Raw genomic sequence first — 24938 nt, 5'->3', positions numbered from 1 at the left:
GGGGGCCGGGTCAGGTCAGGGCTGCCAGCGGGTCGTCCAGGACCGGCTGCCAGGCCAGTTCGGCCGCGCCGACCAGGCTGTTGTGGTCGAGGGTGCAGGAGAGGATCGGGACGACGCCGCTCTGGCCCCACAGGCTGCGGTCGGCGACGACGGCGCGCAGGCGGTCGGGGGCGGCGTCGAGCAGGGTGCGGTGCAGGCCGCCGAGGATGATCCGGTCCGGGTTGAGGATGTTCACCAGGCCTGCCAGGCCCAGACCCAGGCGGTCGACGAGGGTTTCGACGGCCCCGTGGACGGCCGGGTCGTCGTACTGGTCGCGGATCAGGTCCTCGGCCTGTCGCAGCAGGGACACCTCGGGGCCCGGTTCGCGGCCCGCGGTGGTGAGGAACGCCAGCGGGTCCGTCTCGACGTCCAGGCAGCCGCGGCTGCCGCAGTGGCAGGGACGGCCCTCGGGGTTGACGGTGAGGTGGCCGACCTCCAGCGCCAGGCCCGAACTGCCCGTGTGCAGCCGCCCGTCGAGGACCAGCGCGCCGCCCACGCCCCGGTGCCCGGTCGCCACGCACAGCAGGTCGCGGGCGCCGCGCCCGGCACCGTGCCGGTGCTCGGCGAGCGCGGCGAGGTTGACGTCGTTGGCGGCGAAGGCCGGTCCGGTGATCCCGGCCGCGCGCACGCACTGCGCGAAGATGCGCCGCACCGGTGCTCCGGCGGGCCAGGCCAGATGGAGCGGGTTGAGGGCGAGGCCCTCCGGCTCGGCGACCGCGGACGGCACGGCGAGTCCGGCGCCGACGCAGTGCAGGCCGGTCGTGCGGAGCAGGTCCGCGCCGGCCTCGACGACGGAGCCGAGCACTTCGGCCGGGTCGGCGTCGACGGTCCCGCGGCCGGGCGCGGTCGCCACGATCCGGCCGCCGAGACCGACCAGGGCGGCGCGGAATCCGTCGGCGTGCACCTGCGCGGCGAGGGCGACGGGCCCGTCCTCGGCGACCGCCAGGCGGTGCGAGGGCCGACCCTGGGAACCGGCCGCCGCGCCGGGCCGGGCGTCCACCCGGATCAGGCCCAGCGCCTCCAGTTCGGCGGCCACCGCGCCGGCCGTCGCCCGGGTCACGCCCAGCTCGGCGGTGAGGACCGCGCGGGTCGGGGCGCGCCCGGTGTGCACGAGCTCCAACGCGGGCCCGAGCGCGCCGCGCCCCCGGTCCAGCCGGGTCCTGGAGGTGCTCCCTTCCCCCGCCGTCCGGGGGTCCGCCTTGCCGCTCATGGGGGCGAGTCTCCCATGATCCGTACATCCGGTGACCAGCGACTCGTCCGGCGGGCCGCGCTAGAGGCCGCTCACCCTGAGGGTGAGGTTCAGCCGGCCGGTCAGCCCCAACTCGGCTGGTGCCGTGCCCGGATGGACGCGCGGCACCCCGTGGTACGCGAGGCGGGACGGCCCGCCGAACACGAACAGGTCTCCGCTGCGCAGTTCGACGTCGGTCCAGGGCCGGGTGCGGGTCCCGGTGTTGCCGAAGCGGAACACGCACGTGTCGCCGAGGCTCAGCGACACCACCGGCGCTGCGGACCTCTCGTCGCTGTCGCGGTGCATGCCCATGTGCGCCTCGGCGTCGTAGAAGTTGATCAGGGCGATGTCGTACGGCGCCGGGCCGGCCGCGCCGGGGCCCAGCGCGTCGGTCACCGCGCCGCGGGCCAGCTCGTCCAGCCACGCCGGGAACGGCTTGACCGGGGCTCCGTCGCCGTCGACGGCGGTATCGGCGTAGCCGTACGGGAACCAGTGCCGGCCCAGGCAGACCTGCCGGGCGGTCATCGTGCCGCCGCCGGGAGTCCGCACCGTGCGCAGGCCGGCCGGCGGGCGGGCCCACTCCCGGCAGGCGGCGAGCAGCGCGCGCTGCCGGGCCGGATCCAGCCAGTCCGGCAGGTGCACGGCACCCGGCGCGATCTGCCTGCGGTCGCGCGGGAACAGCTCGGCGTCCATGCTTCCCATCCTGCCGGACACGGCGTGAGCTGCGGCTCCGCTAGCCTTGACGAGCCATGAACGACCGTATGACCACACCTTGGGGCGAGCTGGAGCTCGCCCGGTTCCCGCAGGACCCGCGTGACCGGCTGCGGGCCTGGGACACCGCCGACGAGTACCTGCTGGGGCACCTCGACGAGCAGGGGACCGACCTGTCCGGGACCGTCGTGGTCGTCGGCGACCGCTGGGGCGCCCTGGTCACGGCGCTGGCCGCGCACCGGCCGGCGCAGATCACCGACTCCTTCCTCACGCAGGAGGCGACCCGCGCGAACCTCGCCCGGCACGGCGCGGAGCCCGGCGCGGTGCGCCTGCTGACCACGCAGGATCCCCCGCCGGGCCGGATCGACGTGCTGCTTGTGCGCGTGCCCAAGAGCCTGGCGCTGCTGGAGGACCAGTTGCTGCGCCTGGCGCCCGCGGTGCACGAGGGCACGGTCGTCGTCGGCACCGGGATGGTGAAGGAGATCCACACCTCCACGCTGACGCTGTTCGAGCGGATCCTCGGACCCACCCGGACCTCGCTCGCGCGGCGCAAGGCCCGCCTGATCCTCTGTACGCCGGACCCCTCCCTGGAGCGGCCCGCGAACCCGTGGCCGCACACCTACACCCTGCCCGCCGGCATCGGTGCCGCCTCCCGGCGGACCGTCGTCAACCACGCGGGTGTCTTCTGCGCCGACCGGCTCGACATCGGCACCCGGTTCTTCCTGCGTCACCTCCCGGACGGCGACGGCCGCCGGGTGGTGGACCTGGGCTGCGGCAACGGCGTCGTCGGTACGGCGCTGGCGCTGGCGAACCCCGGCGCCGAGGTGCTGTTCACGGACGAGTCGTTCCAGGCCGTGGCCTCCGCGGAGGGGACCTACAAGGCGAACGGCGTGCCGGGGCAGGCCGAGTTCCGCGTCGGCGACGCGCTGGCCGGGGTGCCGGCCGGCAGCGTGGACCTGGTGCTGAACAACCCGCCCTTCCACTCGCACCAGGCGACCACGGACGCGACGGCCTGGCGGATGTTCACCGGGGCGCGGCGCGCGCTGCGCCCCGGCGGCGAGCTGTGGGTGATCGGCAACCGCCACCTCGGCTACCACGTCAAGCTGCGCCGGCTGTTCGGCAACAGCCGGCTCGTCGCGAGCGACCCGAAGTTCGTGGTGCTGCGGGCCGTCAAGAGGTAGGCGCCGTACGGCGTGAGCCGATCACGCCGATGAGCCGCTCCACCTCCCCCACCATCGCCTCGCGGCCCACGCTGAGGTACTTGCGGGAGTCGACCGCCTCCGGGTGGGCCGCGAGGAAGTCGCGGATCGCGGCGGTCATCGCGATGTTGAGGGCGGTGCCGACGTTGACCTTGGCGATGCCCCCGGTGACGGCGGCGCTCAGTTCGCCGTCGGGGACGCCGGAGGAGCCGTGCAGGACGAGCGGCACGTCCAGCGCTCCGGCGAGTCGCTTGATGAGGTCGTGGTCGAGGGCGGCGGTGCGCTCGGTCATGGCATGGGTACTGCCGACGGCCACGGCCAGGGCGTCCACCCCGGAGCCGGTGACGAACGCGTGGGCCTCGGCGGGGTCGGTGCGCGCGCCGGGAGCGTGGGCGTCCAGCGGCGGCGCGCCGTTCTTGCCGCCGACCTCACCCAGCTCGGCCTCGATCCACAGCCCTTGGGCGTGAGCCCAGGCCGCGGCGGCGCTGGTCGCGGCGAGGTTCTGCGCGTACGGCAGCCGGGAGGCGTCGTACATGACGGAGCTGAAGCCGGCGTCGGCCGCCTGGCGCAGCAGGTCGTCGCTCTGCACGTGGTCGAGGTGCAACGCGACGGGTACGGTGGCGCGTTCGGCCGCCGCGGCGGCGGCGCGGGCGAGTGGCATCAGCCGTCCGTAGCGGAACATGACGGCGTTCTCGCTGACCTGGAGGACGACGGGCGTGCCGGCCGCCTCGGCCCCTGCGACGACGGCCTCGACGTGTTCCAGCGTGATGATGTTGAAGGCGGCGACTGCGGAGCGCGCGGCGGCCGCGTGGGCGACCAGCTCGCCGGTGACTGCAAGCGGCACGGTCTGTCCTTTCCGGTGCCGGATCGGGTGACGGGGTGTCAGGGAGCGAGGATCACCGAGCGGGTGAGGTGGCGGGGCTGGTCCGGGTCGAGTCCGCGGGCCGCGGCGACGGCGACGGCGAGCCGCTGGGCGCGGATCAGCTCGGCAAGCGGGTCGAGTTCACTCTCGATCCACAACGCGCCTGTGGCGCGGACCTGTTCGGCGAGTCCTTCCGGTGCCCGGCCGAGCATCCAGGTGGCCGTTCCGTCGGTGGTGACGCTGATCGGGCCGTGCCGGTACTCCATCGCCGGGTAGGCCTCGGTCCAGGACAGCGAGGCCTCGCGCATCTTCAGTCCGGCCTCGTTGGCCAGTCCGACGGTCCAGCCCCGGCCCAGGAAGGTGAACTGCGTGCAGGCGACGAGCCGTTCGGGCAGCGGAGCGGACAGGGCGGTGCGGGCGTCGACGACGACCTCGTCGGTGTGCAGTCCGAGGTGGGCGCGCAGCAGGGTGAGGGCGGTGGTCGCGAACCGGGTCTGCACCACGGAGCGTTCGTCGGCGAAGTCGAGGACCACGACCTCGTCGGCCGCGTCCATCACGGGGGTCCGGGGGTCGGCGGTGACCGCCGTCGTGCGGGTGCGTCCCTTCAACTCCCCCAGCACGTCGAGTACTTCTGTGGTGGTGCCGGAGCGGGTGAGGGCGAGGACCCGGTCGTAGGAGCGGTCGTGGGGGAACTCCGAGGCGGCGAAGGCGTCCGTCTCCCCCTGCCCCGAGCCCTCGCGCAGCGCGGCGGCGGCCTGGGCCATGAAGTACGACGTGCCGCAGCCGACGATGGCGACCCGCTCGCCCCGGGCCGGCAGCGCCCGGCCGTGGACGGCGACGTCGGCCGCGACGCGGGCCCAGCACTCGGGCTGACTGGTCAGCTCGTCCTCGACATGGCTCATGGCCCCTCCTCCTGCTCGACACAGACACGCGTTGACGTGATGCGTGTTTGTGCAAGATATCGTCGAGTTTCAAGCAAAATCAAGCATTCGGAGGAATGCCGAGTGCGCTAAGGTCACGGAGAACCCAGGGAACGGAGGAGGCGGATGTCACGCGACGCCCGCTGGAAGGCGCTGCTGGAGCTGCTCGTCGAGCGCGGCCGGCTGGACGTCGAGGAGGCGGCGGCCGGACTGGGGGTGTCGGCCGCGACGATCCGGCGGGACTTCGACCAGCTCGCCGAGCAGCAGATGCTGGTCCGCACCCGGGGCGGCGCCGTGGTGCACGGCGTCTCCTACGAGCTGCCGCTGCGCTACAAGACCGCACGCCATGCCTCCGAGAAGCAGCGCATCGCCAAGGCCGTCGCGGATCTCCTGGCGCCCGGCGAGGCGGTGGGCCTGACGGGCGGCACCACCACCACGGAGGTGGCCCGCGCCCTGGCGGTGCGCGCCGACCTCGCGTCCGGCTCCCCCGCGCTGACCGTGGTGACCAACGCGCTCAACATCGCCAACGAGCTCGCCGTCAGGCCCCAGTTCAAGATCGTGCTGACCGGAGGGGTCGCACGGCCGCAGTCGTACGAGCTCATCGGGCCGCTGGCGGACGGGGTGCTGAGTCAGGTCACGCTCGACGTGGCGGTGCTCGGAGTGGTCGGCTTCGACGTCGCGCACGGCGCGGCGGCACACGACGAGGCCGAGGCCGCCGTCAACCGGCTGCTGTGCGAGCGCGCCGAGCGCGTCGTCGTGGCCGCCGACTCCAGCAAGCTCGGCCAACGGGCCTTCGCCCGCATCTGCTCGGCCGAGTCGGTGGACACCCTGGTCACGGACGCGGCGGCGGGGCCGGAGACGGTCCGCGCGTTCGAGGAGGCGGGCCTGCGGGTGCTGGCCGTCTGACGTCGCCCGTCCCGCCGCCATGTCATATCCGCACGAAGCCCACACCGCGGACGTCGTTGCAGCCGCAGGGGATGGTCCGGCCGTCGTCCGGCGGTCCCTGGTGGGCCTTGAGCGCCACGCTCATCAGGCTCATCAGCAGATCCACGTCGGCCGAGGCGTCGAGGCGGAGGGTCACCCACGAGGAGCCCGGCACCACGCGGACCGCGGCGAAGCGCCGCAGGTCGCCCTCCAGGCGGCGGATCGCCCGGGCGGTCAGGTGGAGGTCGACGTCCCGGCCGGAGTGGAAGTGGGCGATCTCCCCGCCCGCCGAGCTGAGCGCCTGCCCGCTGCCGCAGCTCGGCACCGCCTCCGTGAGATCGGGCCAGGTTGCCAGCTGGGCGAGAGCGCGCGCGGCGAGCGTCATGGTCCCATCATGGCGCGCTCACCGTATGGCAACGGCCCCGTGAGAAAGCCTTAACCGTTCCGTGTCCGAAGGTCCGGCGCGGACCGGTGGTCCATGCCCGGGGACGGCCGTCCCCCCGGCACCGGCCCCCCTTGCCGGGCTCCCCGGAAGCCTTGGATCGCACCTGGGGGCACACTGGTCAGTGGGGGCCGTCGATGCTCACGAGGGGGTGTCGAAGGTGACACGTCGTGCGGGAGTGTGGCTGTGGCGATGGCGGCGCAATCCGCTCAGGCGGACCAGCGACGTGGTGGAGGCGTGGATCCTGCTCGTCGCCTGGGTCCTCGCCGTGGTCGGCGGTGTCCTCGCGGGCGTGCTGACGGCGGGCGCGATGCAGCGGGCGGCGGACCGGGTCCGCGCCGAGACCCACCCGGCGCCGGCCGTGGTGACGCAGGAGGCGGCCCGCGGGGGGATCCGGCCGGTGAGCAGTTCCCTGGGCTGGGGGACGGTCCGCTGGACGGACGCCTACGGCTCGGCGCACACGGGCCGGACCAGGGTCCCGGTCTCCGCGACACCCGGCGCCCACGTCACGGTGTGGACGAACGGGCAGGCGCTGGTCCCGCCGCCCGCCTCACGGGCCGACATCGCCTTCCAGACGACCCTGGGCGGGCTCTGGGCGGGTTCGACCGCCGTGGGCGTCGTCTTCGGCGGTGCCAAGCTGGCCAGGATCCGGCTCGACCGCCGGCGCTTCGCCCAGTGGGACGAGGAGTGGGCGCGCGTCGACACGCCCTGGGGCTGGAAGACGGGCTGAGGACGGGTCGCGCACCAGGGAGGGGCGCCTCTCCCCGGAACTGATCGCCGTACACTTTGAGCCCGAATGACCGGGCGGGCGGCACCGGCCCCCCGGTCCCGGCGATCAGAGCGAGGGAGTGCCCGTGCCCGGCCACCGTTCCATCACCGAGGCGGAGAAGCTCGCGCAGGCCAAGCTCGGTGGCATCCGCGTGCGCCGGGAGCAGATGGCGGCGGTCGCCAACATCTACCGGGCCGCCTCCGCGGTCCGCCAGCACCTGGAGAACTCGGTGCTGCGCGGCTCGGACCTGACCTGGACCGCGTTCGTCGTGCTGTGGGTGGTCTGGGTGTGGGGCGAGTCGGAGACCCGGCACGTGGCCGAGGAGGCCGGCATCTCCAAGGGCACCCTGACGGGCGTCTCCCGCACGCTGGAGTCGCGCGGGCTGCTGCGCCGCGCCGGGCACCCCACCGACGGCCGGCTCGTCCTGCTCTCGCTGACCGCCGAGGGCGAGGAGTTCATGAGCCGGGTCTTTCCGGAGTTCAACGAGGAAGAGGCCTTCGTCACCTCGCGGTTGAGCGGCGAGGAGTGCCGGGGTCTGGCGGAGATGCTGAGGCGCGTCGTCCTCCAGGTCGAGGAGCACGGCGAGGAACGCCGCCGGTCGCTGCTGGACGGCGCGGACCCGGCGCCGCGCCGCAGCGGGCGCCGCGCCAAGGGCTGACCCGCCAGGTTCCGCGCCGCCTCTGGTGCCCCGGGGCACTCAGGCACGGGCCGCCCCCACCAGCGCGTCGAACAGGCGCTGCTGCGCCGGATCCTCGTGCGCGGTGTCCTCGGGATGCCACTGCACGGCCGCGAACCAGCCCGTGCCGTCCACGCGCTCCACGCCCTCCACGGTGCCGTCGGCGGCCCGGGCGGTGACCGTAAGGCCCTCGCCGAGCCGGTCGATGTGCTGGTGGTGGTAGCAGGAGGCCTCCACCTTGTCGGCACGGGTGATCCGGGCCAGCGCCGAACCGGGGGCGAGGGACACGGGGTGCCGGACGTGCCGGTGGTCCTGGCCGGGGCCGCCCATGTCCTGGTGCAGCGTGCCGCCCAGCACGGTGTTGACCACCTGGAGACCGCGGCAGATCGCCAGCAGCGGCAGTCCGGACCCCAGGGCCCGGCGGGCCACCTCCAGGTCGAAGGCGTCCTGGAGGCCGTCGACGTCGTACACGCTGTCGTGGGCGTCGGCGGCGCCGTACCGGTGCGGCGCGAGGTCGCCGCCGCCGGGCAGCAGTACGCCGTCGAAGCGGGCGAGCCGCGCGGCGACGTCGTGCCCTGCGGGGTCCGCCGGATGGACGGTGGCCGGTTCGCCGCCGGCCCGCCACACCGCCTCGACCAGGGCGCGGGCGTTGACCTCGGCGGCGAAGCGCAGTGCGGAGGTGGTGGCGGAGAAACGGGCGGGGACCGCGATCAGGGGACGCACGGGGTTTCGGCTCACAGCTGGATCCAGGTGGTCTTCAGCTCCGTGTACTTCTCCAGGGCGTGGACGGACTTGTCCCGGCCGTTGCCCGACTGCTTCATGCCGCCGAAGGGGACGGTGAGGTCTCCCTCCTCGTAGCAGTTGACCCAGACGGTGCCGGCCCTCAGGGCGCGGGAGACGCGGTGCGCGGTGGACAGGTCGGAGGTCCACAGGCCGGCGGCGAGGCCGTACTCGGTGGCGTTGGCGAGCGCGACCGCCTCGTCGATCCCGTCGAAGGTCAGCACGGACAGGACCGGGCCGAAGATCTCCTCGCGGGCGAGCCGGCTGCGCGGGTCGACGCGGTCGAAGACGGTGGGCTCGGCGTAGACGCCGCCGGTCTCCGCCAGGATGCGCCGGCCGCCGGTGCGCAGGCGGGCCCCGTCGCCGGCGCCCTGCCGGACGTGGTCCAGCACACGGCCCAGGTGGGCCTCGCCGACCAGGGCGCCCATCTCGGTGGCGGGGTCCAGGGGGTCGCCCACCCGCAGCTCTCGCGCCCGCGCCACGACCGCGTCGGTGACCTCCTCGGCGATCGAGGAGTGCACCAGCAGCCGGGAGGGCGCGGTGCACATCTCGCCCTGGTTGAAGAAGATGCCCCAGGCGGCGGTGGCGGCGGCCCTCGCCAGGTCGGGGGCGTCGGGCAGGACGATGTTCGGCGACTTGCCGCCGAGCTCCAGCCAGACCCGCTTGAGGTTGGAGTCGGCGGAGTAGCGCAGGAAGTGGCGGCCGACGGCCGTGGAACCGGTGAACGCCAGCACGTCGACGTCCGGGTGGAGGCCGAGGGCCCGCCCGGCCACCGGCCCGTCGCCGTTCACCACGTTGAGCACCCCGGGCGGCAGCCCTGCCTCGGTGGCGATCCGGGCGAGCAGCAGCGCGGACAGCGGCGCGTTCTCCGAGGGCTTCAGTACGACGGTGCAGCCGGCCGCCAGCGCGGGGGCGACCTTCCAGCCGGCGAGCGTGAGGGGGAAGTTCCAGGGCACCACCGCCCCGACCACGCCGGCCGGCTCCCGGGTGACCAGGGCGAGCGCGTCCGCGGCCGTGTGCGGGGACTCGTCCGTGAGCTTGTCGGCGAGCTGCCCGTACCAGCGGAAGGTGTTGATCACGGCGCGCAGTTCGATGTCGTGGGCGTCGCTGATCGGCTTGCCCATCTCCAGGCTCACGGCGAGGGCGAGCTCCGTGCGCCGCTCCTGGAGGAGATCGGCGATGCGCAGGAGGACCCGGCCGCGGTCGGCGGGCGCCCACCGCGGCCACGGTCCGCTGTCGAAGGCACGGCGAGCGGCGGCCACGGCGGCGTCGACCTCGGCGGGGCCGGCGTCGGCGACCTCGGTCAGCACCTGGCCATTCCGGGGCGAGACCACCCGGAAGGCGCCGTCGCCGGCCTCCTCGGCGCCGTCGATGTGGTGCGCGCGAGGGGGCTGGAACTCCTTGGCCCGGTGGAGCCATTCGTCGTGGGTGACAGCGGACATGCGGTCCTCCAGACCACGTTGATCGTGCGTCGTTTCAGGGTGGGTGAGGGGGTTACGGCGTCGGCGCGCGCCGTCGCCCGACCCGTTCGTTGACCGCGCCGAGCGCCAGTACCGCCGGCACCAGGAGGGTGAGGCACACGGCCGTGCCGGTCGAACCGCCGATCAGGGTCGTGAAGTTGGCGAGGATCAGCCAGATCGCGCCCGCCAGGCCCAGCACGCCCAGCACCGGGGCGACGAGCGTGTTCCACACCCGGCTGTCCAGGCGCTCGCGGCGGAAGAAGACGACCACCGACACCGAGGTCAGCAGGTAGAGCAGCATCATCGCCAGGACGGCCACCCCGCTGAACCAGGAGAAGAGGGTCAGCACCGGGTCCTTGCCGGTCAGCGCGAACGGGACGACCAGGGCCACGGCGACCACGGTCTGCACCCAGCCGGCGGCCGCGGGCGCGTGGCGGGAGTTGAGCCTGCACAGGCCCGGCGGCAGCAGCCCGTCGCGGCCGAGCGAGAACAGGTAGCGGTTGGCGGAGTTGTGGAAGGTGAGGATGCCCGCGAACAGGGAGGTGGCGAGCAGGATCGGCAGCACCTGGTTCACCCAGCCGCCGAACTCCGCGGCGATCGGCGCGAAGACGAAGCCGGTGGAGTCCCCGCTCGCCAGCGCCTCGCCCGCGGCCGCCGACGCCTTCGAGGCACCGTAGGCGGAGATCAGCATCCAGGAGGTCAGCGCGAAGAAGCCGGTGACCACGAGCACGGACAGGTAGGTGGCCCGCGGGACGGTTCTGCTGGGGTCGCGCGCCTCCTCGCCGTAGATCGCGGTGGCCTCGAAGCCGAACATGGAGGCGACGGCGAACATCACGGCGACCCCGGGTGCGCCCCGGAGTGCCGCGGACGGCGAGAAGCTGTCGGTCACGCCGAGCCCCTCGGGCCCGCCGCCCTTGAACAGCATGACGAGTCCGAACACCAGCAGGATGCTGAACTCGGCGGTGACGAAGACGGCCAGTACGCGGGCGCCCATCTCGATGCCGGCGGCCCCGAGCACCTTCACCACGGCCATGGTGGCCAGCGCCCAGACCCACCACGGCAGGTCCAGGCCGGTGTGGTGGGCGACCAGTCCGCTGACGATGGAGCCGTACAGCCCGTACATGGCCGCCTGGATGACGCAGTACGAGAACAGGGCGAGGCCCGCGCTGCCGGCTCCGGCGGTACGGCCGAGCCCGGTGCCGATGTAGGTGTAGAAGGCGCCGGCGTCGACGACGTGCCGTCCCATGGCGACGAAGCCGACCGAGAACAGCAGGATCATGGCGCCCGCGAGCACATAGGCGGCGGGTGTGCCGGCTCCGTTGCCGATGGCTACGGAGATCGGGGCCGCCCCGGCGATCCCGGTCAGGGGGGCCTGCGCGGACAGGACGAAGAAGAGGATGCCCAAAACGCCCAGCGCATTGGGCTTGAGCGTGGCTGCGGTGGATGTGTCCCGTACGGTCCGCTCCGCGGAGGCCGTCTGACTGTCCACTCGGATCACCTGCCAGAGAAAGGAGGGTCGTTTCAGGCCAAACGAGTTGCCTCATCGTGAGGGCGGAACTATCCGTTTGACAAGGGGGTGAGGGCGGGGAATCCGTGCGGATCGGCGATTCCCACGCCGGCTTGGCCTGCGGTCCCGGCCGCGCCGGTGCGGCGTACGGGTCAGGCCTCGTCAGGCTCGACGGCGAGCTGCCCGAGCAGTTCGCGCAGCCGGGCGAGGGCCTCTTCGGTGACCTCGCGCTCGCCGAACACGAGCTGGTGCAGGACCAGGCCCTCCAGGGCCGCGAAGACCAGCCGGTACAGGCCCCGGTCGACCGGCCGGGCGAGCATCTGGGACAGCTCCCGCCGGGTGGCGCCGAAATACTCCTCGTACAGGGCGCGCAGGTGCGGCATGAGCTCGGGACGGCGGCGCGCCTCCAGCAGCAACTCGTACTGGAAGGCCTGGAGGTCCGGGCCGGACTCCACCATGTCCGACAGCCCGGCGGAGAAGTCCGCGACCCTGCCCGTGCCGGGTTCGAGCGCGCTGCTGTTCAGGGAGGAGCGCACGGCATGGGCGAGCGCCTCCTCGATCAGGGCGTCGCGCGAGCCGAAGTGGTGCACGACGAGCCCGTGCGTGACCCCGGCCTCCTGCGCCACGGCCCGGTAGGTCAGCTTGCGCAGCCCGCCGCGGGCCACCACCCGCACGGCGGCGTCGAGCAGCGCGTCCCGGCCGGCCCCGTAGTTCCGCACCCGCTTGCGCGACCGCCGACCGGGACCGGCGTCGGCGGGCGCGCCGGATCCGACGGCCCCGTCCGGCCCACCGGCGTCACCGGGCTCCGCCGACCCATGAGGTTCGTCCGCGGACGGTCCGGGTTCCACCGGCCCCACGGGGGCCGCGGAGGCGGCAGGCTCTGGAAGGCCCGCGGGCTCTCCCGGCCCACCGGGCTCGGCGGCCTCGCCGGACTTGGCGGCAGCCACAGCCCCGGTGGACGACCCCGCCGACCCGGATGACGCGCCAGGGACCGAAGCATCCCCGGACCCGCCGGAGTCGACAGCCCCGGCGGCACGCACAACGCCGGCGGCCCCCACCGGCCCGACCGGTCCGCGAGGGACCGCAGAATCCCCCGACTCGCCCGACCCGCCCGGCTCGCCCGACCCGGCGGGCGTACGCGTCCCCGCGCCCACCGCGGACCCGGCGGGCACCCCCGTCCCCGCGGTGGGCGCAGGGGCGGCGGGGCCGCCGGGAGCCGTGGGATCAGTGCTCTCCACGGGTGCTCCGGGTGCCCCGGGCGCCGCAGGCTCGCCACGCTTCGCGGGGTGTCCGGGCTCGGTCATGGCACCGACCCTATCGACCACGGGCCGCTCAGCGGCGCGGTGGACGGATGCCACGGAATTCCCAGTCGCCGCCGAGCGCGGTGGACAGCACCTCCTCGGACTCGGTGGGCTGGGCGCCGACGTCGGTCCGGATCGGGGCCGGACCGGTGACGACGTGGTTGGTGAGCCGGCCCAGTCCCTCGACCTCGACCTCGACGACGTCGCCCGGCCGGACGGGACGCGAGTTGGCGGGGGTGCCGGAGAGCAGCACGTCACCGGGGTAAAGGGTGATGGTGCGGGCGATGTCCGCGACCAGGTAGTGCATGTCCCAGGTCATCTCGTCGGTCGAACCGTCCTGGACGACCTCGCCGTTGACGTAGGTCCGCAGCCGCTTGCCGTGGAAGTCCCAGTCGGTGACCAGGCCGGGGCCGAGCGGGCAGAGGGTGTCGGAGCCCTTGACGCGCAGCATGGAACCGGCGTCGGTGTCGCGGAAGTCGTGCAGGCCGTAGTCGTTGGCGACCGTGTACCCGGCGATGTACTCCCCCGCCTCGGCCGGCGAGATGTTGCGCGCCGTCCTGCCGATGACGATGGCGACCTCGCCCTCGTAGTTGAGCCACTTGCAGCCCTCGGGGCGCACGATCGCGCCCTTGTGGGAGTTGAGGGCGGAGGTCGGCTTGTGGAAGTACGTCGGGGTGTCGGGCAGGCCGATCCGGAACTCGTCCACCCGGCTGCGGTGGTTGAGGTGGACGGCGATCACCTTGGAGGGAACCACCGGGGGCAGGTGCCGCGCGTCGTCGGTCTTGACGCGGCGGCCGTCCCCGGCGACCAGCTCGTCCCCGTCGACGGTGACCTGGACGGCGGCACCGTCGAGCAGGATGCGGCGGTACTCGGGCATGAGGGGCCTTTCTAGGCGGTCGGGTGCGATGCGGTGGACGTGGGCAGACCGCTGCCGGTCCAGCCCTCGGCCGGGCGGTCGAACCACAGGTGGACCTGGCCGGTGCCGATGGAGTTCTCGTACTCGCCGTACTGGCGGGCCCTGGCGACGCAGGCCCGCTCGCCGAGCGCGCCGGCCATCATCAGGTAGTGGAAGAACTTCGCCTCGGGCTTGTACTTCCAGAACTCGTCCATGGTGTCGAGGACCCTGTCGTGGCGGCCCTCCTTGAACCAGGCGATGCGCTCGTGGTCCGCCTCGCGGGCCTCGGCCGTGAAGATGTGGGCCGGGTCGCTGGCCTCGTGGTCGCGCAGCTCGCGCAGCGGCCAGAAGGTGTGCGACAGGGCACCGGAGGCGATGAGCAGGACCCGGCGGCCGGGGGTGGCGGCGATGCCGTCGGCGAGGGCGCGGCCGAGGCGCAGGTGGTCCTCCATGTCGCCGGTCTGGCAGACGCCGATGGTCACCCACCGCTTGCCGGGCAGTCCCTCGCCGAGGTACTTCCACAGATTGATGGTGGCGTAGTAGATCGGCAGGTACTCGTCGTCGATCGCCGTGATCCAGGTGCCGTGCTTGCCGGCGAACGAGGCGATGTTGTGCGCGAGTTCGGGGTCGCCGGGGAAGTCGAAGGGCATCCGGCACATGCCGCGCGGCAGCTCCTCGGAGGTGAACAGGCCCGCGCGCCGGTGCTGGGCGGTGACGACGAACTCGACGGTGGTCGCCCAGTGGGAGTCCAGCACGACCACGGTGTCGTATGCGTGTGCGTCATCACGTGCGAAGACGTCCTCGCGCAGCTGCTGAAGGCCGGTGACGAGGGTGATCTCCTTGCCCTCGTTCAGCTCCAGCCGGGTCGCCTTCGGCAGCACGACGGTGGGGACGTGGGCGAGCAGCCCCGCCCCGACGATCTCACCCATGGTCCTTCCATCCCTCCGGGGCGGTGACGGTGTTCTTCAGGTCGCAGTAGAAGTCGAAGCTCCAGTCGCCGCCCTCCCGGCCGACGCCGGAGTGGCGGGAGCCGCCGAAGGGGGCCTGGAGGTCGCGGACGAAGAAGCAGTTGACCCAGACGGTGCCGGCGACGAGCCGCGCGGTGACGCGTTCGGCGCGCTGGTGGTCGCCGGTGGCGAGGGTGGCGGCCAGGCCGAAGCGGGTGTCGTTGGCGAGGCGGACGGCCTCTTCCTCAGTGCCGAAGGTCTGGAGGGTCAGCACGGGGCCGAAGACCTCCTCCTGCACGATCTCCGAGTCCTGGGCGACGTCGGTCAGCAGCGTCGGCGCGTAGAACCGGTCGTCCTTCCGGTGGCCGCCGATGACGGCCCGGGCCCCGGCCGCGACCGCCCGCCGCACGAAGCCGTCGATCTTCTCCAGCTGGCGGGGGTGGATGTTGGGGCCGATGTCGGTGGCCTCGTCGCGCGGGTCGCCCTGCACCAGCCGGGAGGCCTTCTCCGTGAAGCGCCGGGTGAACTCCTCGGCGATCGACTCCTCCACCAGCAGCCGGGTGCCCGCCAGGCAGACCTGGCCGGCGTTGTCGTACTGCTCCACCGCGAGGTCCACGGCGAGGTCGAGGTCGGCGTCGGCGAACACCAGCAGCGGGGACTTGCCGCCGAGTTCGAGGCTGAGCGGGGTGAGGTTCGCGGCGGCCGACGCGGAGATGCGCCTGGCCGTCGGGACGGAGCCCGTGAAGCTGATCCGGCGCACGTCCGGATGCGAGGTGAGCACGTCGCCGATCTCCGAGCCGAGGCCCTGGACGACGTTGAGGACGCCGGCCGGGAGCCCGGCCTCGGCGGCGATGTCGGCGAGCAGCGAGGCGGTCAGCGGGGACCACTCGGCGGGCTTCAGGATCACCGTGTTGCCGGCGGCGAGGGCCGGGGCGACCTTCCAGGTGGCCAGCATCAGCGGCGCGTTCCACGGGGTGATCAGCACGCAGGGGCCGGCCGGGTCCCAGCTGACGTGGTTGGTGTGGCCGCGCGTCTCGAATTCCTCGTGGCCGAGCTGGAGCAGCCGGTCGGCGAAGAAGCGGAAGTTGTGCGCGACGCGCGGCATGACACCGCGGCGGTGGGAGCGCAGCAGGGCGCCGTTGTCGGTGGTCTCGACGATCGCGAGTTCTTCGAGCCGCTTCTCCACGCCGTCGGCGATGGCGTGCAGGAGGCGGGCGCGTTCGGCGGGCGGGGTGGCGGCCCAGGCGGGGAAGGCGGCCTTGGCGGCGGCCACGGCCGCGGCGGCCTCGCTCGCGGTACCGCGGGAGATCTCGCCGAGCGCGGCGCCGTCGATGGGCGAGACGTCGGTGAAGGTGCCCGCGGAGGCGACGCGTTCGCCGCCGATCCAGTGCTGGGTGTCGACGGCGACTGAGGCGACGGTGATGGTGTGGGTGTCGGTCATGTCCGGTCTCCAGGGTGTCTCGTCTGCGGGTGCGTCACTCGGCTCCGGACGTGCCGGACTCCAGCAGGCGGCCGCCGTCCCACACCACGCCGACCTGGCGGTAGTACGCGGCGATGGGCTCGCGCACCTCCAGCCGGGCCAGTTCCTCGGTGGGCGCCTCGAACAGCTCCAGATCGGCGTCGCCGATCCACGGCTGCCCGCCCTCGAAGGAGGCGGCGCCGGACTCGATCAGCTCGTCCAGGGCGAGGCCCTTGCCCTTCTCGACGGACGGCAGCCAGCGGTGGTGGGCCATGGGGTGGCCGTTGACGAAGCCGTTGGTGTCGGACGGCTCGCGCAGGGTGACCACGGCCTGGGCGATACGGCGGTCGGCGGCGGCGAGCGTCGCGCCGAAGCGGGCGCCCGCCTCGATCCGCGGGGCCGGTCCGTAGGGGTGCGGGCGGGTCTGGTGGATGGAGCCGAACTTCTTCGGGTAGCCCTGGTGCAGCCCGCGGGCGATGGCGAAGTCCTTGTCGACCCAGATGTGGACGCACCGCGTGTACGTCTGCCCGCGGTACTTGCAGCGGACGACGGCGAAGGCCTCCTTGTACTGGGCGCGCACCGGGTCGAGCAGCTCTTCGCCGGAAGCGGCGCAGGACTGCCAGTCGGCCCAGATCAGCGCCACGGCGCCGGGGTCCTCGTCGGCGAGTTCCAGCGGCTCGGGCAGCAGTTCGCGCACGCGTGCCGGGTCGGTGCGGTACTCGACGGTGAGCAGGTCGCCGGAGTAGTGCCACGGCGGGGAGGGGATCAGCGACGAGGCGCCCGTCGCCGTCTTGGGGTGGAAGAATCCGCGGACGGTGGTCATGGCAGGCGTTCCTTACACGGTGAGGGCGGGCAGCTTGAGCAGTTCCGCGCGGTGGCGGGCGGCGGCGGCCGCCGCGGCCCGACCGCCGAGGGCGACGACGCCGACCAGGCGGCCGCCGGTGTGGTAGCCGACGAGCACGTCCCCCTCCGGGTCGCCGTCGAGGATCCGTACGTCGCCGAGGCCGAGCCCGGGCGCGCCGAAGGACTGGAGGCGGAAGTCGTGCTGGTCGCTCCAGAAGGCGGGTAGCGGCGCGAACGCGTCGAGGCCGGCGTCGGTGCCGTCGAGGTGGGCGGCGAGCACGCGGGCGGCGTGCTTGGCGGTGTCGGTGGGGATCGACCAGTGCTCGACGCGGCGGGGTACGCCGTCGTAGCGGGCGTTGGGGAAGCGGGCGACGTCGCCGACGGCCACCACGTCGGGGCGTGAACCGACGCGCAGGTGCTCGTCGGTGAGCACCCCGTCGGTGAGGTCGAGGCCGTTGCCGTCGAGCCACTCGGTGTTGGCGACCGATCCGACCGACTCCACCACGACGTCCGCGGGGAGCACGGTCCCGTCGCCGAGCAGCACGCCGGTGACCTGGTCCGCGCCCTCGAAGCCGGCCACGCCGGTGCCGAGCGCGAAGCGCACTCCGCGTTCCTCGTGCCGTTTCCGCAGGGCCCCGGCGAGCAGTTCGCCGAGCGGTGCGGCCATGGGCAGGGGCAGCGGGTCCACGACGGTCACCTCGGCGGCGCCGAGGGCGACGGCGGTGGCGGCGACCTCGCAGCCGATGAAGCCCGCGCCCACCACGACCACCCGGGCGCCCGGGCGGGTCAGGGCCGCGCGCAGCTCGCGGGCGTCGTCGATGGTTCGGACGGTGTGCCTTCCGCGCAGGGGTCCGGGGCAGCGCAGGCGGCGGGGCCGCATCCCGGTGGCGACGACGAGTCCGGCGTAGGAGAGGGTCTCGCCGTCGTCGAGTTCGACCAGGCGACGGTCGAGGTCGGCGGCGACGACCCTGGAGCCCAGGCGCCATTCGGCGTCGGCGACGGCGGCACGAGGTCTGAAGGCCAGCGACTCGAAGGCCGCCTTGCCGGCCAGGACCTCCTTGGACAGCGGCGGCCGGTTGTAGGGCGTGTGGGGTTCCTCGCCGACCAGGGTGATCGGGCCGGGGTATCCGGCGGCCCGGAGCTGCTCGGCGGCGCGCAGACCGGCCATGGAGGCGCCGGCCACGACGACGGGTGCGCTCACGGCTCAGTCCTCGATCCGGATGGCCTGGAGCGGACAGACGTCGGCGGCCTCCTCGACCTCGTCGCGCAGCGCGTCGTCGGGGTCGCCGACGTAGGCCAGACGGCCGGTGTCGTCGAAGCTGAAGACGTCGGGGGCGGCGAAGACACACTGACCGTGGTCCTGGCACTTGTTCATGTCGACGACGACCTTCATGGCCGGTCCTCCTGGTGCTGAGGGCGTCGGGCGGGGGAGCTGGGAGGGAATGGGGCCCGGACCGGATGCGGCCGGGCCCCGGCCAACGGGGTGGGTGACACCGCACCCCGAACTCGTTTGGCGTCAAACAACATAGGAAGCGGCCGGACCCTGGTCAATAGCTATCCGGATGGATAAATTTTGCGGCCAACCTCTTGCGGCGAGGTGACAGGGGTCCATACCGTTTGGCACCAAACGTTGAGCGGCCCCTGCTCCTCCCCGCAGTGCGGCGCCGCCCCTCTTCCCTCTCCCAGCGCCCGCTCCGGCCTGGGAAGCGCCCCACATTCCCCAGAGGAGACTCCGGTGAGCGCATCCGACTCCCCATCCGTCCGCCGGCACCAGGACCGGCTCGCCGCCGAGGGCGTCGACGTGGTCCGCGTGACCTATCCCGACCTCATCGGCACCGACCGCGCCCGCGACGTCCTGCTGGAGCACCTGCCCTCGGCCTGCGACCACGGACTGGCCTTCTGCCGCGCCGTCTACCACACCAGCCCGCAGGGCGACGTCGTCCCGGTCGCCGGCGGCCTGGACGCGGGGCTGCCCGACATCTGCGTACGACCGGACCTCGACACCCTCGTGTCCCTGCCCTGGGAACCCGGCGTGGCGAGCTGCCTGGGCGACGTCACCGACCCCGCCACCGGGCTGCCCGCCCCCGAGTCACCCCGCGACCTGCTCCGCGCCGTCCTCGACCGCTGCCGCGGGCACGGACTGCACCCGGTGATCGGCCCCGAGCTGGAGTACTTCCTCTGTGAGCCCGCGCCCGGCTCCCCGCGCGGCTGGCGCCGCTACAGCGACGCCCGGGGCGTCGTCTACACCGCGGGCCTGCGCGCCGACGACGACAACCACCTGCTGCGCACCCTGCGCCTGCTGCGCGCCGCCGACCTCGGCGTGAGCAGCGGGAACCACGAGTTCGACGGGGGCCAGTTCGAGATCAACCTGACCCACTCGGAGGCGCTGTCGGCCGCCGACCGGGCCTTCCGCTTCAAGTCGGCGGTCAAGGAACTCGCCCGCAAGGAGGGACGCCTGGCCACCTTCATGGCCAAGCCGTTCAACGACGCGGGAGGCTCCGGCTTCCATCTGCACCTGTCCTGCGAGGACGACGACGGCGCCAACGTCTTCGACGACCCGGCGGCGCCGTACGGCCTGTCCGCGACCGCCCGGCACGCCGTCGCCGGCATCCTCGCCCACGCGCCCGCGCTCGCCGCGCTGGCCAATCCGACGGTCAACTCCTACAAGCGCTTCGGCCCGGACACCCTCGCCCCCTGGCTGATCGACTGGGGCCTGGACAACCGCAGCGCCATGGTCCGCGTCCCGCCCGAGCGGGGCGCCGGCTCCCGGCTCGAACTGCGCCTCGGCGACGCCGGCGCCAACCCCTACCTGCTCATCGCCGGGACCGTGGCCGCCGCCCTGCTCGGCGTCCTGGCCGGCGAGGAACCACCCGCCCCACTGGACGGATACGGCTACGACACCGACCGGTCAGCCATGCTCCCGGCCACCCTGTCCGCCGCGCTGGACGCCCTGGAGGCGGACACCGCGCTGACCGACGTCCTCGGCAAGGACTTCACCGCCTCCTACCTCACCTACAAGCGCGACGAGGTCGAACGCTTCGGACGGCACGTCACCGACTGGGAGTTCACCGAATACGCCTACCACCTCTGACCGAACCCGCCCCACCCGTGGCACCGCGCCCCGCCCCCGCCCCCTGACGCCGCATCCCGCCGGCACCGAGCCCCGTGACGCCGAGGAGACACCGCCCATGACCACCCCGACCCTGTCCGACGCCGTCCGCGAGCCTCTGCCGCTGGCCGACGTGAACCTCGCCGACCTGGACAACTTCACCGACGGAGTCACCCCCTGGCGCATGTTCCACACCCTGCGCCACGAGGACCCGGTGCACTGGCAGCCCGAGGAGGCACCCAACTCCGGCTTCTGGAGCGTGACCCGGCACGCGGACATCGCCCGCGTCGACCGCGACGCCGACACCTTCACCTCCACCCGGTTCGTCAACCTGGAGGAGGTCGACGACGACCAGATCAAGAAGCGCGCCTCCATCCTCGAACTCGACGGGGTCCGCCACCGCGCACTGCGCAGCCTGATCCAGCGCCAGTTCGGCGCGAACGTGATCAACAGCTACGGCGACTTCCTGCGCGGCCTGACCGCGACCACCCTGGACGCGGCCCTGGCCAAGGGCACCTTCGACTTCGTCAAGGACGTCTCCGCCGACTTCCCCATCAACGTGCTGGCCCGGCTGCTCGACGTGCCCCCGGAGGACAACCAGCAGCTCATCGACTGGGGCAACCGCATCATCGGCAACACCGACCCGGACTACGCCGACGTTCTCCTGCACAGCGAGGAGAGCGAGAAGTACCGCGACCTGCCCTTCCGCTCCCCCGCCTCCCTGGAGGTCTTCGCCTACGGCCGGGAGCTGGCCCGGCAGCGGCGCGGCGGCGACGGCACCGACCTGGTCTCCCGGCTCGTCAACGGCACCCCGCGGGACGGAGTGCCGCTCTCGGCGCAGGACTTCGACAACTACTTCCTGCTGCTGGTGGTGGCGGGCAACGAGACGACCCGCCACACCATCAGCCACTCCATGCTGGCCCTGCTCCAGCACCCCGAGCAGCTGGCCCGCCTCCAGGAGGACCCCTCGCTGATCCCCACCGCGGTCGAGGAGTTCCTGCGCTGGGCCTCGCCCGTGTACCACTTCCGCCGCACCGCCACCCGCGACACCGAACTCGGCGGCAAGCGGATCAAGGAGGGCGACAAGGTGGTCATGTGGTTCGCCTCCGGCAACCGTGACGAGGAGGTCTTCGGCAACCCGTACGACTTCGACGTCACCCGGCGGAACAACGACCACGTCACCTTCGGCAAGGGCAGCCCGCACCTGTGCCTGGGCAACCTGCTGGCCCGCACCGAGATCCGGATCATGTTCGAGGAGCTCGTCCCGCGCCTGGCCGGCATCCGTCTGGCCGGGGACGTGCCCCGGGTCCGCTCCAACTTCGTCAACGGCATCAAGAGGCTGCCGGTGGACGTGACCCTCGCCTGACGGACGCAGGCGGCCACCCGGCGGCCGCCTGCCTCATCAGGTCATCCGGCCGGGGACGTCCGGGTGTTCGACCCGGCAGACCAGGGCGTCCTTCTCGACGTCCGCCACGATCGTGTCACCGGGGTCGGCCGAGTCGCTCAGCAGCAGGGAGGCGATGCGGTTGTCGAGTTCGGCCTGGATGGTGCGGCGCAGCGGACGGGCGCCGAACTCGGGCTGGTGGCCGTGCGCGACCAGCAGCCGCTTCGCGGCGTCGGTGACCTCCAGTTCCAGGCCCTGGGCGCGCACCCGCCGGCGGCTGTGGTCCAGCAGCAGGTCCAGGATCCGGTCGAGGTCCTCGTCGCTCAGGCCGTGGAAGATGATGATGTCGTCGATGCGGTTGAGGAACTCGGGCAGGAACCTTCCGCGCAGGTCCTCCATCAGCTGGTCCTTGATGGCGGCGACGTTCCCGTGGTGGGCGAGGATCCGCTGGGCGCCGATGTTGGAGGTCATGATGACCACGGTGTTGCGGAAGTCGACGGTACGGCCCTGGGCGTCGGTGAGGCGGCCGTCGTCGAGGACCTGGAGCAGAGTGTTGAAGACGTCCGGGTGGGCCTTCTCCACCTCGTCGAAGAGCAGCACGCTGTAGGGCTGGCGGCGCACCTTCTCGGTGAGCTGGCCGGCCTCCTCGTGGCCGACGTAACCGGGCGGGGCACCGACGAGCCGGGAGACGGTGTGCTTCTCCTGGAACTCGCTCATGTCGAAGCGGACCATCCGGTTCTCGTCGCCGAACAGCAACTCGGCCAGTGCCTTGGCCAGTTCGGTCTTGCCGACGCCGGTGGGGCCGAGGAACAGGAAGGAGCCCACGGGCCGGTTGGGGTCGCCCATGCCGGCGCGGCTGCGGCGCACCGCCTGCGCGATCGCGGTGACGGCCTCGTCCTGGCCGACGACCCGGGAGTGCAGCGCCTCCTCCAGCTTCAGCAGCCGCGCCTTCTCGCTCTCGGTCAGCTGGGAGACGGGGATGCCGGTACGCCGGGACAGCACGTCGGCGATGTCGTCGACGGTCACCTCCAGCACGCCCTCGCGGCGCTCGGCCAGGCCCTCCAGCTCCGTCTCCACCTCGGCGATCCGGTCCTTGAGCCCGGAGGCCCGCTCGAAGTCCTCGGCGGCGACGGCCTGGTCCTTCTCGCGGCGCAGCTTGGCCAGCCGGTCCTCGCGCTCGATGACCTCGGTGGACCGGCCCAGGGACCGCAGGCGCACCCGGGCGCCGGCCTGGTCGACCAGGTCGATGGCCTTGTCGGGCAGGAACCGGTCGGTGACGTAGCGGTCCGACAGCTCCGCCGCGGCGACGAGGGCGTCGTCGCTGTAGCGGACCTGGTGGTGGGCCTCGTAGGAGTCGCGCAGACCCTCCAGGATCTGCACGGTCTCCTCGACGCTCGGCTCGGGCACCATGACGGGCTGGAAGCGGCGCTCCAGGGCGGCGTCCTTCTCCACGTACCGCCGGTACTCGTCGAGGGTGGTGGCTCCGACGACGTGCAGCTCACCGCGGGCGAGGGCCGGTTTGAGGATGTTGCCCGCGTCCATGGAGCCCTCGCCGGTGGCTCCGGCGCCGACGACGGTGTGCAGTTCGTCCAGGAACAGGATCGTCGACTCGGAGGCCGCCTTGACCTCGTCGATGACGTTCTTCAGCCGCTCCTCGAACTGGCCCCGGTACTGGGCGCCCGCCACCAGTCCGGTGAGGTCCAGGGCGACCACCCGCTTGTTCTCCAGGGTCTTCGGCACGTCCCCGTTGACGATCCGCTGGGCCAGCCCCTCGACGATGGCGGTCTTGCCGACGCCCGGCTCGCCGATCAGGACGGGGTTGTTCTTCGTGCGGCGGGAGAGGACCTCGACGGTCTGCTCGATCTCCATGGCCCGCCCCACCACCGGGTCCAGTTTCGCGGCCCTGGCCTCCTCGGTCAGGTCGCGCCCGTACTGGTCGAGGGTGGGGGTGTCGCTCGGGGGCTCGGCCCCGCCGGGCGCGGTGTCGGGGCGGGACGCCGTGTCGGCGCTGCGGCGCAGCTGGTCCGCCTCGATGCCGTGGGCGCTCAGGGCACGCGCCGCCGCGGCGCCCGGGGTGTCCAGCAGCGCGCCGAGGATGTGCTCGGGGCCGATGTACGACACTCCGGCCGCGCGGGAGTGCTCGTAGGCGCGCAGCAGCACCCGCTTGGCGGCCGGGGTCAGGCCGGGCTGCGCGGAGGGGGTGCCGCTCTCGCCGGGCAGCGCCTCGGCGAGGGCCGCCCCGAGCCGGTCCGGGTCGGCCCCGGCCTGGGCGAGCAGGCCGCGGGCCGGCTCCACCTGGGTGCACGCCCAGAGCAGGTGCTCGGTGTCCAGGTCGGAGCTGCCGTCCTCGGCCGCCCGCCCGGTGGCCTGGTTGATCAGCTCGCGCGCGGAGTCGGTCAGCAGCCGCCCGATCGGCACCCGCTGCACCTGCGGGGGCGCCGCGCCCGGCGTCATGCCGAAGAAGCGGTTGAGGATCTCGGAGAACGGGTCCGGGCCGCCGAAGGAGGCGCCGAAGGGGGACATCGTCATGATCGCCGTCCGGAACGTGGGCAATGAGTCACCTTCCAGCCCAACCCGCCGAATGGAGTACCGCAACGCGGCCTACGCCGGTCCGGTGCCGGAGGCGGCTCTCCCGGAGCCGAGCCGCGTCCTGCGGCTCTCCCCGGAACCGGGCCGCGTCCGGCAGACTCCCGGCATGGAGACCGCCGCGCACCTTCACGCACTGGACCGCCACGGCACTCTGCTGGCGGCCGCCGCCGAGCAGGCGGGGCCCGACGCCGCCGTGCCGGCCTGCCCGGGGTGGCGGGTACGGGACCTGCTGCGGCACACGGGCGTGGTGCACCGGTGGGCCGCCGGCATCGTCGCCGACGCCCGCACGTCACCGCGCCCGATGGGCGATCCGCCGGACCTGGACGGCGCCGCGCTGGTGGCCTGGTACCGGGCCGGTCACCGCCTGCTCGTCGAGACGCTGGCCGCGGCGCCCGCCGACGTGGAGTGCTGGACGTTCCACCCGGCGCCGTCCCCGTCCCCGCTGGCCTTCTGGACCCGGCGGCAGGCACACGAGACGGCGGTCCACCGCCACGATGCCGAGGCCGCGCGCGGCGGCACCCCGGACCCGCTCGGCACGGCCTTCGCCGTGGACGGCCTCGACGAGCTGCTGCGCGGCTTCCACGCCCGCTCCCGCAGCCGGGTCCGCAGCCGCGAACCGCGCCTCCTGCGGGTGCGCGCCACGGACGCGGACGCGGTGTGGACCGTGCGGCTGTCCGGCGAGCCACCGGTCACCACCCGGACCGCGGCCACCGCCTGCGACACCGAGCTCTCGGGCCCCGCCGACCAGTTGTACCTCGCCCTGTGGAACCGCGTCCCGATGCCGAACGTGACGGGAGACCACTCCCTCGCCACGCTGTGGCAGGAGACGTCGGGCATCGTCTGACGCCTCGCCGCGCCGCTCTTGCCCGCCGGGTACACGGCTGTTTGACTCCG

General features: G+C 73.2%; 23 protein-coding genes. 7 read left to right on the top strand and 16 right to left on the bottom strand.

Features of this window, described 5'->3' with window-relative positions:
* Positions 1–10: 10 nt before the first annotated feature.
* Positions 11–1249: an ROK family protein gene (locus tag ACWC91_RS29000; protein WP_450641936.1), complete on the bottom strand. Its 1239-nt coding sequence runs from the start codon at positions 1247–1249 to the stop codon at positions 11–13.
* Positions 1250–1309: 60 nt separating this feature from the next.
* Complete coding sequence (locus tag ACWC91_RS28995) at positions 1310–1960, bottom strand: alpha-ketoglutarate-dependent dioxygenase AlkB family protein (RefSeq protein WP_225079987.1); 651 nt, start codon at positions 1958–1960, stop codon at positions 1310–1312.
* Positions 1961–2028: 68 nt separating this feature from the next.
* On the opposite strand from ACWC91_RS28995, the gene ACWC91_RS28990 reads away from it, so the two are divergent.
* The gene (locus tag ACWC91_RS28990) at positions 2029–3159 is read left to right on the top strand and encodes a methyltransferase (protein WP_450641948.1); all 1131 of its coding nucleotides are present in this window, start codon (positions 2029–2031) and stop codon (positions 3157–3159) included.
* Here the strand turns inward: ACWC91_RS28990 and ACWC91_RS28985 are convergent.
* The gene (locus ACWC91_RS28985) at positions 3149–4021 is read right to left on the bottom strand and encodes a ketose-bisphosphate aldolase (protein ID WP_225079988.1); all 873 of its coding nucleotides are present in this window, start codon (positions 4019–4021) and stop codon (positions 3149–3151) included. The genes ACWC91_RS28990 and ACWC91_RS28985 overlap by 11 nt on opposite strands.
* Positions 4022–4059: 38 nt before the next feature.
* The gene (locus ACWC91_RS28980) at positions 4060–4941 is read right to left on the bottom strand and encodes an SIS domain-containing protein (RefSeq protein WP_225079989.1); all 882 of its coding nucleotides are present in this window, start codon (positions 4939–4941) and stop codon (positions 4060–4062) included.
* A gap of 144 nt (positions 4942–5085) precedes the next feature.
* Between ACWC91_RS28980 and ACWC91_RS28975 the strand changes: the two genes are divergently transcribed.
* The gene (locus tag ACWC91_RS28975) at positions 5086–5865 is read left to right on the top strand and encodes a DeoR/GlpR family DNA-binding transcription regulator (RefSeq protein ID WP_225079990.1); all 780 of its coding nucleotides are present in this window, start codon (positions 5086–5088) and stop codon (positions 5863–5865) included.
* A 22-nt stretch (positions 5866–5887) separates the two neighbouring features.
* Here the strand turns inward: ACWC91_RS28975 and ACWC91_RS28970 are convergent, their stop codons facing one another.
* Complete coding sequence (locus ACWC91_RS28970; protein ID WP_225079991.1) at positions 5888–6268, bottom strand: luciferase domain-containing protein; 381 nt, start codon at positions 6266–6268, stop codon at positions 5888–5890.
* A 217-nt stretch (positions 6269–6485) separates the two neighbouring features.
* On the opposite strand from ACWC91_RS28970, the gene ACWC91_RS28965 reads away from it, so the two are divergent.
* On the top strand, positions 6486–7055 hold the full coding sequence (locus ACWC91_RS28965; protein WP_225079992.1) for an Rv1733c family protein: 570 nt from the start codon (positions 6486–6488) through the stop codon (positions 7053–7055).
* Between the two features lie 124 nt (positions 7056–7179).
* The gene (locus ACWC91_RS28960; RefSeq protein WP_225079993.1) at positions 7180–7752 is read left to right on the top strand and encodes a MarR family winged helix-turn-helix transcriptional regulator; all 573 of its coding nucleotides are present in this window, start codon (positions 7180–7182) and stop codon (positions 7750–7752) included.
* A gap of 39 nt (positions 7753–7791) precedes the next feature.
* On the opposite strand, the gene ACWC91_RS28955 is transcribed toward ACWC91_RS28960, so the two are convergent.
* The 10 genes from ACWC91_RS28955 to ACWC91_RS28910 all read right to left on the bottom strand — a co-directional run bounded on the left by ACWC91_RS28955 (position 7792) and on the right by ACWC91_RS28910 (position 18355).
* Positions 7792–8508, bottom strand: a complete 717-nt coding sequence (locus ACWC91_RS28955; protein WP_450641932.1) for a gamma-glutamyl-gamma-aminobutyrate hydrolase family protein — start codon at positions 8506–8508, stop codon at positions 7792–7794.
* A complete protein-coding gene (locus ACWC91_RS28950; RefSeq protein ID WP_450641930.1) occupies positions 8505–9992 on the bottom strand; it encodes an aldehyde dehydrogenase in 1488 nt (495 codons plus the stop codon). The genes ACWC91_RS28955 and ACWC91_RS28950 overlap by 4 nt, the downstream gene beginning before the upstream one ends.
* Before the next feature lie 52 nt (positions 9993–10044).
* Positions 10045–11499, bottom strand: coding sequence for an APC family permease (locus ACWC91_RS28945; RefSeq protein WP_450641929.1), 1455 nt, complete (start codon positions 11497–11499; stop codon positions 10045–10047).
* A 170-nt stretch (positions 11500–11669) separates the two neighbouring features.
* Positions 11670–12236, bottom strand: a complete 567-nt coding sequence (locus ACWC91_RS28940) for a TetR/AcrR family transcriptional regulator (RefSeq protein WP_225080022.1) — start codon at positions 12234–12236, stop codon at positions 11670–11672.
* Positions 12237–12849: 613 nt separating this feature from the next.
* Positions 12850–13695 (bottom strand): fumarylacetoacetate hydrolase family protein, encoded by an 846-nt coding sequence (locus ACWC91_RS28935; protein ID WP_225079997.1) that lies wholly within the window; start codon positions 13693–13695, stop codon positions 12850–12852.
* 11 nt (positions 13696–13706) lie between these two features.
* Positions 13707–14642 carry a 3,4-dihydroxyphenylacetate 2,3-dioxygenase gene (locus ACWC91_RS28930; RefSeq protein WP_450641926.1) on the bottom strand — a complete coding sequence of 312 codons (936 nt, stop codon included), beginning with the start codon at positions 14640–14642 and terminating at the stop codon, positions 13707–13709.
* Entirely contained in the window at positions 14635–16101 is a 1467-nt protein-coding gene (locus ACWC91_RS28925) for an aldehyde dehydrogenase (protein ID WP_450641924.1), read from the bottom strand. The genes ACWC91_RS28930 and ACWC91_RS28925 overlap by 8 nt, the downstream gene beginning before the upstream one ends.
* A 34-nt stretch (positions 16102–16135) precedes the next feature.
* Positions 16136–16942: an acetoacetate decarboxylase family protein gene (locus ACWC91_RS28920; RefSeq protein WP_225080000.1), complete on the bottom strand. Its 807-nt coding sequence runs from the start codon at positions 16940–16942 to the stop codon at positions 16136–16138.
* A gap of 12 nt (positions 16943–16954) precedes the next feature.
* Positions 16955–18163, bottom strand: a complete 1209-nt coding sequence (locus tag ACWC91_RS28915; RefSeq protein WP_450641922.1) for an NAD(P)/FAD-dependent oxidoreductase — start codon at positions 18161–18163, stop codon at positions 16955–16957.
* A gap of 3 nt (positions 18164–18166) precedes the next feature.
* Entirely contained in the window at positions 18167–18355 is a 189-nt protein-coding gene (locus ACWC91_RS28910; RefSeq protein WP_141363829.1) for a ferredoxin, read from the bottom strand.
* Positions 18356–18697: 342 nt separating this feature from the next.
* On the opposite strand from ACWC91_RS28910, the gene ACWC91_RS28905 reads away from it, so the two are divergent.
* On the top strand, positions 18698–20053 hold the full coding sequence (locus ACWC91_RS28905) for a glutamine synthetase family protein (RefSeq protein ID WP_450641920.1): 1356 nt from the start codon (positions 18698–18700) through the stop codon (positions 20051–20053).
* Positions 20054–20150: 97 nt separating this feature from the next.
* Entirely contained in the window at positions 20151–21437 is a 1287-nt protein-coding gene (locus ACWC91_RS28900; protein WP_281154177.1) for a cytochrome P450, read from the top strand.
* Between the two features lie 36 nt (positions 21438–21473).
* On the opposite strand, the gene ACWC91_RS28895 is transcribed toward ACWC91_RS28900, so the two are convergent.
* On the bottom strand, positions 21474–23984 hold the full coding sequence (locus ACWC91_RS28895) for an ATP-dependent Clp protease ATP-binding subunit (protein WP_225080023.1): 2511 nt from the start codon (positions 23982–23984) through the stop codon (positions 21474–21476).
* 166 nt (positions 23985–24150) lie between these two features.
* On the opposite strand from ACWC91_RS28895, the gene ACWC91_RS28890 reads away from it, so the two are divergent.
* Positions 24151–24888 (top strand): maleylpyruvate isomerase family mycothiol-dependent enzyme, encoded by a 738-nt coding sequence (locus tag ACWC91_RS28890; protein ID WP_225080024.1) that lies wholly within the window; start codon positions 24151–24153, stop codon positions 24886–24888.
* Positions 24889–24938: the final 50 nt, after the last annotated feature.

It is taken from the genome of Streptomyces sp. NPDC001204, assembly GCF_053598035.1.
The sequence above is the reverse complement of the archived record's forward strand: the minus strand, read 5'-3'. Positions and strand labels throughout refer to the sequence as shown.